Consider the following 13,985-nt stretch of genomic DNA (forward strand, 5'->3'; position numbering starts at 1 on the left):
AAACCCGCAGCGATGCGGGTTTTTTTATGGGCGACAGAACCTGCACATAATCCCGGCAGACCGACCGTTAGTCGGCTACCGTACAGTTGAGCCGCTGATAGCGTTCTGATTGCATTGCGCGTTACAGCCTCGGGTCTAGAGTATTGATGGATCCAACCGTATTTTGAAGTCGGTCACATAACAGAGAAGCAGCATGGATGGCGCTCAAGCTCAACCACAGCCACTGGATGGCTGCTCGGTTCTTCTGGTGGTAGACGACTACCCCGAGAACCTCATCAGCATGCGGGCCTTGTTGGCCCGGCAGGATTGGCAAGTGTTGACGGCAAGCTCAGGGATGGAAGCCTTGAGCGCGTTGCTCGAGCACGATGTCGACCTGGTGCTGCTGGATGTGCAAATGCCGGAAATGGACGGTTTCGAAGTCGCCCGGCTAATGCGTGGCAGCCAACGCACCCGGCTGACCCCGATTATCTTCCTCACCGCCAACGAACAGTCCGAAGCCGCCGTGCTCAAAGGCTACGCCAGCGGCGCCGTGGACTACATGTTCAAGCCGTTCGACCCGCAAATCCTCAAGCCCAAGGTTCAGGCCTTGCTCGAACAGCAGCGCAACCGGCGCATGCTGCAACGTCTGAGCCGAGAGCTGGAGGCCGCCAGGGCATTCAATGCATCGATCCTGGAGAATGCTGCCGAGGGCATCCTGGTGGTAGATGCACAAGGTGTCATCAGTTTTGCCAACCCGGCCATTTCGCGCTTGCTGGCGGCACCGGTTCAGCAATTGCAGGGCGCTCACCTGCTTGACCTGGTGCAACTGGCCAATGCCAGGCTGTGGGAGGAGTCCGACTTCTATCAGGCCTACCTGGGGCGGCGCATTTTCCGCGTACACGATGCCCTGTTGCGCACTTTGGGGGGCGAGCTGGTGCCGGTGGCGCTGTCCTGTGCACCGCTGCCGGCCGACCAGCAGGCCATGGTGGTGACGGTGCTGGACATGTCGGTGGTGCGCAACCTGCACCAGCAATTGGAGTACCAGGCGGTTACCGACCCGCTCACCGGGTTGCTCAACCGGCGGGGTTTCTACCAGGCCGCCGAAGGTGCTCTGCTGCGTAACGAGCGCTCGGACAAGGCGCAGGCGCTGATGTACATGGACCTGGATGGCTTCAAGCGCATCAACGACTCGCTGGGCCATGAAACCGGTGACCGCGTGCTGCGCTGGGTAGGCGAGCAACTCAAGGACTGCCTGGGTAGCGAGGCGTTGCTGGCGCGGATGGGCGGTGATGAATTCACTGCACTGTTCGACAGCCTGCCTTACCCCGAGCAGGCGGGCCGTTATGCCGAGAAACTGCTTGAGCGTATTTCGATCAGCCATCAGATCGAAGGGCTTGATGTGAGCCTTGGGGTCAGTATCGGCATCGCCACCTACCCGGACTGCGGCGCCAATGTGGAGGGCCTGTTGCGTGCGGCAGATGCGGCGATGTATGCCGCGAAGCAGGCCGGGCGCCAGCAGTACCGCTTCTATGACCAGGAACTCAACGGCCGCGCACGTTCGCGCCTGATGCTTGAAGACGGCGTGCGCGCCGCCATCGAGCAGCAGGACTTCACCTTGGTCTATCAGCCTCAGGTGTCGTTCATCGATGGCCGTCTGCGTGGATTCGAAGCATTGTTGCGCTGGCAGCACCCCAGCGTCGGCGACGTACCGCCGGGGCTGTTCATTCCGTTGCTGGAGGAAGCACGGCTGATCAACCGCCTGGCCAGCTGGATTTATCGGCAGGGGGCCGCTCAGCGCCAGGCCTGGTACGAACGCTTCCCCGCAGACCTGGTACTTGGCATCAGTTTGAGCCGTGCGCAGTTCGTCATGCCCAGCCTGGTTGAGGAGTTGCAGCGGGTCATCCAGCTTTACCAACTGGACCCGGCGCAGCTGGAGGTGGAAGTGGCGGAGACCTCGTTGATGTACAACATCGATGCGGCCGTAAAGCAGATACACCGCCTGCGCGAGTTGGGAGTTCGGGTGGCGCTGGATGACTTTGGGGCGGGTGACTGCTCATTGCGCATGCTGCGCGACTTGCCAATCGACACCCTCAAGCTTGACCGCCACCTGGTGGCACGCCTGCCCGACTCGACGGTGGATGCGGCTTTGGTCCGCAGTGTGATTGGCCTGTGTGCCGACTACCGTATCACGGTGATTGCCGAAGGGGTGGAGACCCCGCCTCAGGCGGCCTGGCTCAAGGCCAATGGCTGTGAGTATGTGCAGGGCTTCCTGGTGGCTCACCCGATGATCGCAGCGGACGCCAGCGGCTTTCCGGCAATTTTCTCGTGGCCAGGGCCATGATTGGCTAGAATCGGCATTCGTTACGCCGAATGCAGCGCCATGACCGTATTACGTTACTTGCAAGCCTACCCCCCGCACCTGCAAGCGCAGGTGCGGCAGATGATCGACAGCGGCCGCCTGGGCGAGTACCTGCAGCGACGCTACCCCGACCGCCATGACGTGCAAAGCGACAAGGCGCTGTATGGCTATGCCCAGGACCTGCGCCAGCAGTACCTGCGCACCGCGCCGGGCCTGGACAAGGTATTGTTCGACAACCGCCTTGACCTGACCCATCGGGCCTTGGGCCTGAATACGGCGGTGTCGCGGGTGCAGGGCGGCAAGCTCAAGGCGAAAAAGGAAATCCGCATTGCCTCGTTGTTCAAGGAGGCCGCGCCACAGTTCTTGCGCATGATCGTGGTGCACGAACTGGCGCACCTGCGCGAGCGCGATCACAGCAAGGCGTTCTACCAGCTCTGCCAGCACATGGAGCCGGACTACCACCAACTGGAATTCGACCTGCGCGTCTACCTGACTTATCGGGAGCTGCCGGGCAACGTTTAAGGACCACGCAGCATGGAAGTGAGCAAGACCAAGAGCAGCTTCTACCGCCGTTTGTACGTGGCCTGGCTGATCGACAGCCGGACCGCGACCAGCGTACCCGCTTTGATGGAGGCCACCGGGATGCCACGGCGCACGGCCCAGGACACCATCGCCGCCCTGGCCGACCTGGACATCGTCTGTGAGTTCGAGCAGCAGGAAGGCGCGCGCAATCATGCCGGGCATTACCGCATTCATGACTGGGGCGCGATCGACAAGCAGTGGATCATCCAGCACCTGCGGCAGATCCGCGAAGTCTTGGGCTACCCGTGAAGTTCCGGGGCCGCAGCATGGCCCCGGCAACCTCAACCTTTGCGCATCCCGATATGCGGAATATCGTCCTCAAGGTATTCCTCTCCCACCACCACAAACCCGTGCCGGGCATAGAACCCTTGCAAATGCGCTTGCGCCGACAGGTAAACCGGCACGCCTGGCCAGCAATGCTCAGCCGCCTCCAGCCCCTTGAGCAGCAACGGATGCCCCAGCTTCAGCCCGCGCGCTGACGGCGAAGTCACCACTCGTCCGATCACCACATCCCCGCCCTGGGACTGCGGATCGAGCAGGCGCAGGTAGGCGACCAGCTTGTCATCCTGCCAGGCCATCAGGTGCAGCGTATCGCCCGTCAGGTCCTGGCCGTCCACTTCCTGGTAGGCGCAGCGCTGCTCTACCACGAACACTTCCGTGCGCAATTGCAGAATGGCGTAGAGCTGGTCCTTGCCGAGGTCGGTGTGGTGCTTGCAGAGCCAGTCGATGGACATAGGCGCGAACTCCTTGAGTGAGCGGTCGATCATCGCATGGCCTGTGCCCTTCGGCCAAAATAGAGGCTAAATGACACTATTGGCCGCTGCCCTCGGCGATGGCTTTGTGTAATCTCATCGGCAGTGTGTGCCCCCCATCGCGAAAGGACGTGAGCATGCGGCCACTGCTTTGTGTTCTGGGATTACTGGCAATGATGCTGGCAACACCCGTCGCACCCCAGGACAAACTGCGCCTGGTGGCCGACAGCTGGCCGCCGTTCACCGATACCAGCATGCCGGGCGGGGGCTTGGCCACCAGCATTGTGACCTCGGCGCTGGCCCGCGCGGGCTATGCCACAACGTTTGAAGAAGCGCCTTGGGCCCGGGCGTTGCTGGGGGTGAGTGAAGGGCGTTACGACGTGCTGATCAATGCCTGGCAGAACGACGCGCGTGCCCGTATCGGGCAGTTCTCCAGCGCTTACCTGACTAACCGTATTCGCCTGCTGCAACGCACGGGCGAGCCATTGCGCTATCAGCACCCGTCGGACTTGTACCCCTACAGCATTGCTGTGGTGCGTGATTACGCCTACTCACCTGAGTTTGACGGCGATACCCGGTTGAACAAGGTGCCGGTGCGCAACTTTTCGTCGGCCGTGCGCATGCTGGCGGCCGGGCGGGTGAACCTGGCGGTGGAGGATGAGTATGTGGCACGTTACAACTTGCAGCGTGAGCCGCAGGAAGTGCGCGATGGGGTGATGCTGGTGGAGCCGCCGTTGGGGGAGAACACCCTGCATATTCTGGTTAGCCTGAAGCACCCGGGGCATGCGCGGATTGTCGAGGGGTTCGAGCAGGCGATTGCGGCAATGAAGGCGGATGGCAGTTACGCGCGGTTGCTGCGCCAGCATGGTTTCTGAGGGTTGTGCCTGCTCTCAGGCAGGCGCACCCTCCTTGATCAAATGCGCCGCCAAGGTCCGCAATGGCCCCAGCTGCCGGCAAATCAGCGCCAACTGTGTCTGCACCAGCCGCTGATGCTCATCCAGCTCTTCCGGCATCTGCTCAAGGGCATTGGCCAGCGCCTCTTCTTCATCACTGTGAATCGCCACCGGTAACCGCGCCGCCAGCCCATTGGCTATTTCGTCCAGGCTGTTGGCCAGGCTTTGCCCGGCGCCTTCGATCAGTTGCTCCTGGACCTCCGCCGGCAACGCTGTGTCGCGGTGTGCACCCAGCCCGGAGAGGTAGCTGAGCAGGGTGTGCGACAGCACCAGGAAACGGAAGCCCACATCCGCTTCCTTACGGAAATGCCCAGGCTCCATCAGCATGTTGGCCAAGGTGGTGGACAGCGCCGCGTCGGCGTTGTGGGCATTGCGCCGGGCCAGGCGGTAGGCCAGGTCGTCGCGCTTGCCGTGGGCATACTGCTGCATGATCTGGCGCAGGTATACGCTGGCGCAGGCCAGGGTATTGGCCAGTGCCTTGTTCAGCCGCCGCCCTTGCCAGTCCGGCAGGAACAGGAACACCGCCAGGATGGCGATCAGGCTGCCCACCAGGGTATCGAACAGGCGCGGCAGGAACAGCCCATAGCCATCGCCGATCTGGTTGAAGCAGAACAGTACCATCAGGGTGATCGCCGCCGTGGCCAGGGTGTAGCGGGTGGTGCGGTTGACGAAGAACACCACCCCGGCGACCACGGCGAACAGCGACTGGATGACCGGGTTGGGGAACAGGTCGAACAACGCCCAGCCCACTGTCAGGCCGACGGCGGTGCCGAAGATTCGCTGTACCAGCTTGCGCCGGGTTGCGCCGTAGTTGGGCTGGCACACGAACAACGTGGTCAGGATGATCCAGTAGCCTTGGGTGGGGTGGATCAGGTGCACCATGCCGTAGCCGATCGACAGCGCCAGCGGCAGGCGCAGGGCATGACGGAACAACAGCGAGGTCGGCGTCAGCTGGGTGCGCAGGCGTGTCCACACGTCTTTAAGCGAGCGTGGGGAGCGGTCGAGCAGGCTGCTGTCGCTGGCGTCGGCCAGGCTGTCCGGGTTGCTGGCGGCGCTTAGCAGGCGGTCCAGTGTTGCCAGGTTGGCGGCCAGTGCCCGCAGCGAACGCAACAGGCCACGCCAGGCCGGGTTGCTCTGGATGCGCAGGTGTTCTAGCGAAGCGTTGAGGTCTTCGAGGGCTTCGGGATAACCGCTGGCCAGCACGAATGGCTGGCGCAGGCGGATGGAGCGCGCCAGCTCCTGGCAGGACGAACCCTGCTTGCGCAGCAGGCGCTGGCAGCGAAACATCACATCACTGTGGAAGAACGCGTCGGTCAGGGCGTTATAGGGGTAGTGCGAGGCACTGACCCGCTCGTGGATGTCCTGGGCCAGGAAATACAGCTTGAGGTAGCGGCTGACTTTGGAGTTCGGCTGGCTGTTGCCGACCCGGTGCAGGATGATTTCCTTGGCTGCGTTGAGCGCCGCCACCACCTTGCCGTTTTGCTGCGCCAGCTCAAGGCGGCGGGCCTCGACATCGAGGGTGCGTACCGGCTCGAACAGGCTGGCCTTGAGCTTGAGGTAGCTGCCCAGCTCGTAGAACAGCTTGGCCAGGCTTTGCTGCACCGGCTGGTTGGAGAACAGTGCCTGCCATAGCACCGACAGCAGCCCGTACCAGGCCGCCCCCGTCACCAGCAGCAAAGGCTCGTGCCAGAAGTCCGTCACCTGGCCCCCGCGCTGGTCAACGCCGATCATGGTGTAAACCGCTGTGATCAAGGTCGCTGAAGCGATGGCACCGTAGCGTTCGCCCAGTGCACCGAGCATGGTCAGGCCGAATGCGGCCAAGGCCAAGGCAACAACGAAAACCCAGGGGTAGGGGAACAGTAGCTCCACCGCCAGCGCGGCGATGGCAAAACACACGAGGGTAACGGCAAGGGCGCTGAGACGGCCCTGCCAGCTGTCGTCGGTTTCGGCCAGGGCACTGGCGATGATGCCGAGGAACAGGGGGATCAGCAGGGCCATCTCGTTCTGGTACCAGCACAGGGCCAGGCTGCCGGTGAGGGCGATGGTGACCCGGATGCTGTAGCTGAACTTGTCTTGGCCCCACAGGCGACGCAGTGACTGACGGAACGAGCTCGATGACATGATGGCCTGCTAGGCAGTAAGCGAAGAATGCATTGCAGCACGGGCCAGCAAGAAGCGTTCCGTGCTGCTGAATGGATTCTACTCTACACGAACTGCGCTGCGGCGTTGGCCGACGCCCAGGCCCACTGGAAGTTGAAACCGCCCAGGTGGCCGGTGACGTCGAGCACTTCGCCGATGAAGTACAGGCCCGGGCTTTTGAGCGATTCCATGGTCTTGGACGACACTTCGCGCGTATCCACGCCGCCCAGGGTGACTTCGGCGGTGCGGTAGCCTTCGGTGCCGGCCGGTACCACTTGCCAGTTCGCCAGCTTTTCGGCGATCTGTGCCAGCTCTGCCGGGGTGTACTGCTTCATCGGCCTGGACTCGAACCACTGCTCGGCCAGCAGGTTGGCCAGCTTGCGGGTGAACACCTCGCCCAGCACGGTCTTCAGTTCGGCGTTGGCGCGCTCGGTTTGCATCTGTTGCAGCCAGGTGAGCGCATCGCGGTCGGGCAGCAGGTTGATCTCCACCGTGTCACCGGCTTCCCAGAACGAAGAAATCTGCAAGATCGCCGGGCCGCTCAGGCCACGGTGGGTAAACAGCAGGTTTTCGCGGAAGCTGGTGCCATTGCAACTGGCGGTGCAGTCCAGCGAGGTGCCGGACAACTCGGTGCACAGTGCCTTGAGTTGGGGCTCGGTGATGGTGAACGGCACCAGCCCGGCGCGGGTCGGCAGCAGGGTGTGGCCAAACTGGCGCGCCACCTGGTAGCCGAAACCGGTGGCACCCAGGGTCGGGATCGACAGGCCGCCGGTGGCAATCACCAGTGACTGGCAGGCGAACTGGCCACCGCTGGTCTGCAGCAGGTAGCCGGTTTCGGTCTTTTCGATCTGTTCGATGCTGGTATGCATGCGGATTTCGGCGCCAGCCTCGTCGCACTCGGCCAGCAGCATGTCGAGGATGTCGCTGGCCTTGTTGTCGCAGAACAGCTGGCCGAGCTTTTTCTCGTGGTACGCCACGCCGTGCTTGCACACCAGTTCGATGAAGTCCCATTGGGTGTAGCGGGCCAGGGCCGACTTGCAGAAATGCGCGTTCTGCGACAGGAAGTTGGCCGGCTCGGTGTACATGTTGGTGAAGTTGCAGCGCCCGCCGCCAGACATGAGGATCTTCTTGCCGGGCTTGTTGGCGTGGTCGAGCAGCAGCACCCGGCGGCCACGGCGGGCGCTGAGCTGAGCGCACATCAGGCCGGCGGCGCCGGCGCCGAGGATGATGACGTCGGTGGAATGCACGGTGTTACCTCTTGGGAATTGCCGGGGCTGCTTGGCAGCCCTTTCGCGGCACAAGGCCGCTCCTACAGGAGATACGCGATCGCTTGCAGGAGCGGCCTTGTGCCGCGAAAGGGCCGCAAGGCGGCCCCAAAAAAATCATCAGATGATGCGGACTTTCAGTGAACGCCCTTTGATCTTGCCGCTGTTCAGCCGCTGCATGGCCTGCTTGGCCAGCGCCCGCTCCACGGCAACGAACGCCTGGAAGTCGAAGATGGCAATCTTTCCCACCTGCTTGCCCGGGATGCCGGCATCACCGGTCAGTGCCCCGAGAATATCGCCCGGGCGCAGCTTGTCCTTGCGCCCGGCTGCAATGCACAGGGTGCTCATCACCGGCAGCAGCGGCTCGCCGCCCTTGTTCTTCAGGCTGTCCAGCTGGTCCCAGCGCAGCGGGCTCTTCTGTAGCGCCTCGATGGCCTGGGCGCGGTGGCCTTCGGCTGGTGCCACCAGGCTGACTGCAACACCTTTCTCACCCGCACGGCCAGTACGGCCCACACGGTGTACGTGGATTTCGGCATCACGCGCCAGTTCCACGTTGATGACCATGTCCAGGCCATCGATATCCAGGCCGCGCGCAGCCACGTCGGTAGCCACCAGCACCGAGCTGCTGCGGTTGGCGAACATGGTCAGCACCTGGTCGCGGTCGCGCTGCTCCAGGTCGCCATGCAGCGCCTGGGCAACGATGCCCTTGGCGGTGAGGTGGGCAACCACGTCCTCGCATTGCTGCTTGGTGAAGCAGAACGCCACGCAGGACTGCGGGCGGTAGTGGCCGAGCACGCGGGTGACGGCCTCCAGGCGCTGCTGCGGGTCGATCTCGATGAAGCGCTGTTCGATCTGGTTGTCGGTGTGCAGGCTTTCGACCTTCACTTGCTGCGGGTTGCGCATGAAGTCGGCGGCCAGTTGCTTGATACCGGCCGGGTAGGTGGCCGAGAACAGCAGGGTCTGGCGGCGCGACGGGGTCTTGCCGATGATGCCGGCGATGGCGTCGAAGAAGCCCATGTCGAGCATGCGGTCGGCTTCGTCCAATACCAGCGTGTTCAGACCATCGAGTACCAGGGTGCCCTTGTCCAGGTGTTGCTGGATACGCCCCGGGGTGCCGACGATGATGTGCGCACCGTGCTCCAGCGAGGCGATTTGCGGGCCCAGCGAAACGCCGCCGCACAGGGTGAGGATCTTGATGTTGTCCTCGGCGCGGGCCAGACGGCGCAGCTCCTTGGCCACCTGGTCGGCGAGTTCGCGGGTAGGGCACAGCACCAGCGCCTGGCAGCCGAAGTAGCGCGGGTTGATCGGGTTCAGCAGGCCGATGCCGAAGGCGGCGGTCTTGCCGCTGCCGGTCTTGGCCTGGGCGATCAGGTCCTGGCCCTTGAGGATGACCGGCAGGCTCTGGGCCTGGATCGGCGTCATCGAGGCATAGCCGAGGGCGTCCAGATTCGCCAGCATGGCGGCGGACAACGGCAGAGTGGCAAAGGCGGTGGATTCGGTGGTCACGAGGCTGGCCTGCGGTGCGAAGCGAAAAATGCCGCACAGTCTACCAGCCTCATGGCCATTCGCCCTACGACTCCATGTGTTCTTCCGGACGACGGGCACGCCTTCCGTCCGTGGGCGCCAGTTGCAGGAAGATCGCTGCCGCCAGCATGGCCATCACGCCGATGGTGACGAAGGTCAGCTGGAAGGCGCCCAAGGTGGACTCCACGCCTTCGGCGCTGCCCGCTGCGGTAAAGCCGCCCAGCAAGGCACCGGCACAGGCCACGCCCAGGCTCAGGGCCAGTTGCGCGACCACCGATAGTAGGCTGTTGCCGCTGCTGGCGCTGGCGTCGTCCAGGTCGATCAGGGTCACGGTGTTCATCGCGGTGAACTGCATCGAGTTGACCGCCCCCAGCAAGCCCAACTGAATCAGTAGCACCGCGTAGGGCGTCTGCTCGTCGACCAGCCCTAGGCTGGCCAGCAGCAGGCCCAGCAGCAGGGTGTTGCCGGTGAGGATGATGCGGTAACCGAAGCGCTCGATCAGCGGGCGGGCAACGGACTTGGCCAGCATGGCCGCTGCCGCCAGCGGGATCATGCTCATGCCGGCCTGGGCCGGTGAGTAGCCCAGCGCGACCTGCAGCAGCAACGGCACCAGGAACGGCAGGGCGCCACTGCCCAAGCGGGCGAACAGGTTGCCGAGGATGCCGATGGCGAAGGTGCGCACGCGGAACAGGCTGGGCGAGAACAAAGGCTCCGGGTCGCGCCCGGCCCGCAGCCAGTAGGCGGCCAGGCACGCCATGCCGGCGAACAGCAGCAACATCACCCGCAAGTGCGGCAGGTGCAGCTCGCCCAGGCCTTCCATGGCGATGGTGATCAGTACCATCGCGGCGCCGAACAGCAGGAAACCGGGGCCGTCGAACGTGGTGCGCTCGGCGCCGCGCAGGTCTGGTATGAACTTCCATACCGCAAAGCAACCGATCAGGCCGACGGGCAGATTGAGCAGGAAGATCCAGTGCCAGCTGAGGATCTCCACCAGCCAGCCGCCGACCGTCGGGCCTAGCAATGGGCCGAGCAGGCCGGGGATGGTGATGAAACTCATGATTCGCACCAACTCGCTGCGTGGATAGGCGCGCAGCACCACCAGGCGCCCGACCGGCAGCATCAGCGCACCGCCCAGGCCCTGCACGACCCGGGCGAAGATCAAAAAGCCCAGGCTGTTGGCAGCGGCACACAGCAGCGAGCCGAAGCTGAACAGCAGGATGGCACTGAAGAAGATGCGCTTGGTGCCGAAACGGTCGGCGATCCAGCCCGAGGCGGGGATCAGCAGGGCTACGGTGAGCATGTAGGCGATGATCACGCCCTGCATGCGCAGCGGGTCTTCGGCCAGCGAGCGGGCCATGGCCGGCAGTGCGGTGTTGAGGATGGTGCCGTCCAGGGACTGCATGAAGAAGGCGATGGCCACCACCCAAGGGATCCAGCGGGCGGTGACGGGGTCTAGCGGTGCTCGATCGGGCATGACTTCCTCGTTTGTCAGTGCCGGCCTCTTCGCGGCTAAAGCCGCTCCCACAAGGGTTATGCGATCCCTGTAGGAGCGGCTTTAGCCGCGAAAGGGCCAGCAAATCCAGTCACAATGTCAGTGTGAGACCTTTGACCAGTGCCCCCGGCAAATGACTCGACCCGGTACTGCGCTGTCCATAGGTGCTGGTCGACAGGATCATCTCGCGCTCGCGGGTCAGGTCCTCCAGCTGGCTGCCAAGCAAACTGTACAGGCTGTCATCGAAGCGCATGGTGCTCACGGGCCCCTGAATCTGCCCGTTTTCCACCCAGAAGGTAGCGAATCGGGTCAACCCCGTCATGCGCGCCGCCGGCAGATCAGAGTAGTTCAGATACCACAGGTTACTGATGTACAGCCCGGTGCCCAGCCGCTCAAGCACATGCTCGCTGGCCAGAGTACCCGGCGCCAGGCTCAGCGCACACGGCGCTTCGTAACTGTCGGCACCATTGGCCAGCAACGCGAACTCGGCTGCACTGCGTGCACTGATCAACCTCTGCTGCGCCTCTCCTTGCTGAATCAACGGCACATCCAGGCGCGGTGCCCCCTCATCGGAAAACGCCGGGCTCAGCGACCCGCTAACCTGCTCGGAGAAACTCACCAGCGGGCTCAGCCGGGCATCACCGTTGTACAAACGCTGCAAGGCGCTGTTGCCAGTGGCCAGCGCCTGCGCGGAAAAACCGCCCCAGCACAGCATGCCGGCGATTTCGTCCATGGCCGCCGGGGCCAGGTAGGCGCGGTAGCTGCCGGGGTTGAGGGTGACTGCCGGGCGGCCGAGGAAGCCCAACTGTTCTCGCGCCTGGCGCAGACGTGCGATGAAGTCATCCGTGCTCCACACCTGGCCGGCATAGTTGGCCTTCACCGCCTGGCCGTTTTTGTGGAACAGGCTCCAGTCGAAGTTGAAGCTGTTGGCCTGGTGCCAGCCAAAGGCACCGAACGAACTGGCAAAGCCCCGGCAGATCGGGCCGGCAGCGTAGATACCGACCAGGTCCAGCTCGCCTGCTTCGCGGTCGAGCAGGGCCAGTACTTCGTCCAGTTCGGGCAGGGGCTGCGCCTGCAGGCTGTGGCTTTGCCAGGCACTTTCGTCTAGCCGCAGATAAGGGTCAACGGGCAACAGTGGCAACGTCTGGCGCAGTTGCTCCAGCGCATCGCCAAGGCGCTGGCGGTCCAGTTGCGCGTCGCCACTCAAGGTCACCTGCTGTTCCGCCTGGCGACCATCACCGACCAACCGCAGTTGCGCGCTGGCCTGGCTGACAGTGCCGGCCTGGCGCACCTTGGCGTGGTTGAAACGCACGAATTGCGACTGTTCGGCGCTGTAGCCGAGGGTGAACTGCTCGCCTGCTTGCAGGGCGGCGCGCACATCCCCGACCAGGGTTTCGAAAGCATGTTTCATCAGGCGTCTCCTCCGAATACATCAATCTGGCGGAATACGCAGGCGGGCGATGCATGGCCGACCCGCACCACCTGGTTGGGTTCGCCCTTGCCGCAGTTGGGCGTGCCGAGTACCTGGAAGGTGCTGCGGTCGCCAACCGCCGCCAGGTTGCGCCAGAACTGTGCGGAGATGCCGCGGTAGTTGGGGTTCTTGACGATGCCCTTGAGCTCACCGTTTTCGATCAGCTGGCCCCATTCGCAGCCGAACTGGAACTTGTTGCGTGCATCGTCGATGGACCAGGAGCGGTTGGTGCGCATCAGGATGCCGTGCTCGATACCCTTTACCAGTTGCTCCAGGCTTTGGTCGCCCGGCTCGATGTTCAGGTTGGCCATGCGGTCGATCGGTGCACGGTTCCACCCGCAGGCGCGGCTGTTGGCCACGCCGTCCAGGCCAGAGCGGAATTGCGACAATGCGCCGCCCAGCGGGCGCAACAGCAGGCCGGCGCGGATCAGGAACTGCTTGCTGGCCGGGGTGCCGTCGTCATCGAAGCTGTAGCTGGCCAGCTCTTCGCCGATGGTCGGGTCGAACGTCACGTTCAGCAGGCTGGAGCCGTATTGCAGGTGGCCGAAATCGCTGGCTTTGACGAAGCTGGTGCCAGCGTAATTACGCTCGTCACCGAGGATGCGGTCCATTTCCAGCGGGTGGCCGATGGACTCGTGAATCTGCAGCATCATCTGGTCTGGCATCAGCAGCAGATCGCGTGGGCCGCTGGGGGTGTTGGGTGCCAGCAGCAACTGCAGTGCCTCGTCGGCAACTTGCCGGGCGGCGCCCACCAGCCCGCAACGCTCGATGATTTCGAACCCGCCCTGCTGGCCGAAGTTGTCGCGGCCCAGGCTGCGGCTCTGGCTGTCCTGGCCATCGCTGGCGGTGACACCCAGGCCTGGGAACAGGAAGCGCTGGGCGTGGCGCAGTTCGGCACCGGCCGAGTTCAGGTAGGTTTGCTCGACCAGGGTCAGGCCCAGGCTCGCCTGCCAGTCCACCAGGCGGCTGTCCTTGGGCACGCTGGCCGATTCGGCGGCGAGCAAGCCAAGGCAGTCGGCGAGGGACAGCACGGGCTGGTCGAAGTTGGGTGAAATATGATCGTGACGGGCGCTGGTCACGGGTTGGTCGCGCAGGTCCAGCAAGCTGTGCCGGGCGATCTGCCGGGCCAGGACCTCGGCCTGCTCCAACGCGTGTTGCAGGCCCGCCTGGGACAGGTCGGCGGTGGCCGCGTAAGCTTCCACGCCGTTGACCCGCACAGTGAGCATGGCGCCTTCGTCCTGGCTGAAGAACGGAGGTTCGGCAACGTTGCGGCGAACCGATAGCGCCTGGTGCGACTGTTTCACATGGCGCAGGGAAAACAACTCGGCCGTACTGCGCAGCGCGGCAAAACGCTGGCGCAGCAGGGCGCTGGAATCAAACATGCACAAGCCTCCGTGTACACGGTGGCTCCCCCTAGAACCACCCCTCTAGCAATGCCAGCTCATTATGGCAGCCCGGTACTTTTCAGG

The 13,985-nt window shown here is 63.8% G+C and carries 11 protein-coding genes; 4 read left to right on the top strand and 7 right to left on the bottom strand.

Translation table 11 applies throughout. The features are described from left to right. Positions 1-193 precede the first annotated feature (193 nt). Genes B9A31_RS02880 through B9A31_RS02890 form a run of 3 tightly spaced genes read left to right on the top strand, consistent with a single transcriptional unit; the run spans position 194 to position 3,169 of the window. On the top strand, positions 194-2,320 hold the full coding sequence (locus B9A31_RS02880) for a putative bifunctional diguanylate cyclase/phosphodiesterase (protein WP_019097665.1): 2,127 nt from the start codon (positions 194-196) through the stop codon (positions 2,318-2,320). Between the two features lie 39 nt (positions 2,321-2,359). Beyond that, positions 2,360-2,860 (top strand): M48 metallopeptidase family protein, encoded by a 501-nt coding sequence (locus B9A31_RS02885; protein WP_026020381.1) that lies wholly within the window; start codon positions 2,360-2,362, stop codon positions 2,858-2,860. Positions 2,861-2,872: 12 nt separating this feature from the next. Next, positions 2,873-3,169, top strand: a complete 297-nt coding sequence (locus B9A31_RS02890; protein WP_016712380.1) for a winged helix-turn-helix domain-containing protein — start codon at positions 2,873-2,875, stop codon at positions 3,167-3,169. Positions 3,170-3,201: 32 nt separating this feature from the next. Here B9A31_RS02890 and B9A31_RS02895 read toward each other — a convergent pair whose 3' ends face one another. Next, positions 3,202-3,654: a GNAT family N-acetyltransferase gene (locus B9A31_RS02895; protein WP_016712379.1), complete on the bottom strand. Its 453-nt coding sequence runs from the start codon at positions 3,652-3,654 to the stop codon at positions 3,202-3,204. A 155-nt stretch (positions 3,655-3,809) separates the two neighbouring features. Between B9A31_RS02895 and B9A31_RS02900 the strand changes: the two genes are divergently transcribed. Then, positions 3,810-4,547 carry a substrate-binding periplasmic protein gene (locus B9A31_RS02900; RefSeq protein WP_019097666.1) on the top strand — a complete coding sequence of 246 codons (738 nt, stop codon included), beginning with the start codon at positions 3,810-3,812 and terminating at the stop codon, positions 4,545-4,547. 15 nt (positions 4,548-4,562) lie between these two features. Here the strand turns inward: B9A31_RS02900 and yccS are convergent, their stop codons facing one another. The 6 genes from yccS to B9A31_RS02930 form a co-directional block, all read right to left on the bottom strand. Beyond that, a complete protein-coding gene (yccS, locus tag B9A31_RS02905) occupies positions 4,563-6,746 on the bottom strand; it encodes a YccS family putative transporter (RefSeq protein ID WP_019097667.1) in 2,184 nt (727 codons plus the stop codon). Positions 6,747-6,829: 83 nt separating this feature from the next. Beyond that, complete coding sequence (locus B9A31_RS02910) at positions 6,830-8,011, bottom strand: BaiN/RdsA family NAD(P)/FAD-dependent oxidoreductase (RefSeq protein ID WP_016712376.1); 1,182 nt, start codon at positions 8,009-8,011, stop codon at positions 6,830-6,832. Positions 8,012-8,149: 138 nt separating this feature from the next. Next, positions 8,150-9,487 carry an ATP-dependent RNA helicase DbpA gene (gene dbpA, locus B9A31_RS02915; protein WP_232062858.1) on the bottom strand — a complete coding sequence of 446 codons (1,338 nt, stop codon included), beginning with the start codon at positions 9,485-9,487 and terminating at the stop codon, positions 8,150-8,152. Between the two features lie 112 nt (positions 9,488-9,599). Beyond that, positions 9,600-11,027, bottom strand: a complete 1,428-nt coding sequence (mdtD, locus tag B9A31_RS02920) for a multidrug transporter subunit MdtD (RefSeq protein WP_019097669.1) — start codon at positions 11,025-11,027, stop codon at positions 9,600-9,602. A gap of 109 nt (positions 11,028-11,136) precedes the next feature. Continuing rightward, positions 11,137-12,456 (bottom strand): TldD/PmbA family protein, encoded by a 1,320-nt coding sequence (locus B9A31_RS02925; protein WP_027610038.1) that lies wholly within the window; start codon positions 12,454-12,456, stop codon positions 11,137-11,139. Continuing rightward, complete coding sequence (locus tag B9A31_RS02930) at positions 12,456-13,898, bottom strand: TldD/PmbA family protein (protein ID WP_025752389.1); 1,443 nt, start codon at positions 13,896-13,898, stop codon at positions 12,456-12,458. Before B9A31_RS02930 ends, B9A31_RS02925 begins: the two co-directional genes overlap by 1 nt. Positions 13,899-13,985: the final 87 nt, after the last annotated feature.

It is taken from the genome of Pseudomonas sp. URIL14HWK12:I5 (genome assembly GCF_900176445.1).
Lineage (GTDB): Bacteria > Pseudomonadota > Gammaproteobacteria > Pseudomonadales > Pseudomonadaceae > Aquipseudomonas > Aquipseudomonas monteilii.

Coding starts and splice junctions, on each gene's coding strand:
- B9A31_RS02890 (WP_016712380.1), top strand. CDS start 2,873: ATGGAAGTGAGCAAGACCAAGAGCAGCTTCTACCGCCGTTTGTACGTG.
- B9A31_RS02895 (WP_016712379.1), bottom strand. CDS start 3,654: ATGTCCATCGACTGGCTCTGCAAGCACCACACCGACCTCGGCAAGGAC.
- yccS (WP_019097667.1), bottom strand. CDS start 6,746: ATGTCATCGAGCTCGTTCCGTCAGTCACTGCGTCGCCTGTGGGGCCAA.
- B9A31_RS02930 (WP_025752389.1), bottom strand. CDS start 13,898: ATGTTTGATTCCAGCGCCCTGCTGCGCCAGCGTTTTGCCGCGCTGCGC.
- B9A31_RS02880 (WP_019097665.1), top strand. CDS start 194: ATGGATGGCGCTCAAGCTCAACCACAGCCACTGGATGGCTGCTCGGTT.
- B9A31_RS02885 (WP_026020381.1), top strand. CDS start 2,360: ATGACCGTATTACGTTACTTGCAAGCCTACCCCCCGCACCTGCAAGCG.
- B9A31_RS02900 (WP_019097666.1), top strand. CDS start 3,810: ATGCGGCCACTGCTTTGTGTTCTGGGATTACTGGCAATGATGCTGGCA.
- B9A31_RS02925 (WP_027610038.1), bottom strand. CDS start 12,456: ATGAAACATGCTTTCGAAACCCTGGTCGGGGATGTGCGCGCCGCCCTG.
- dbpA (WP_232062858.1), bottom strand. CDS start 9,487: ATGCTGGCGAATCTGGACGCCCTCGGCTATGCCTCGATGACGCCGATC.
- mdtD (WP_019097669.1), bottom strand. CDS start 11,027: ATGCCCGATCGAGCACCGCTAGACCCCGTCACCGCCCGCTGGATCCCT.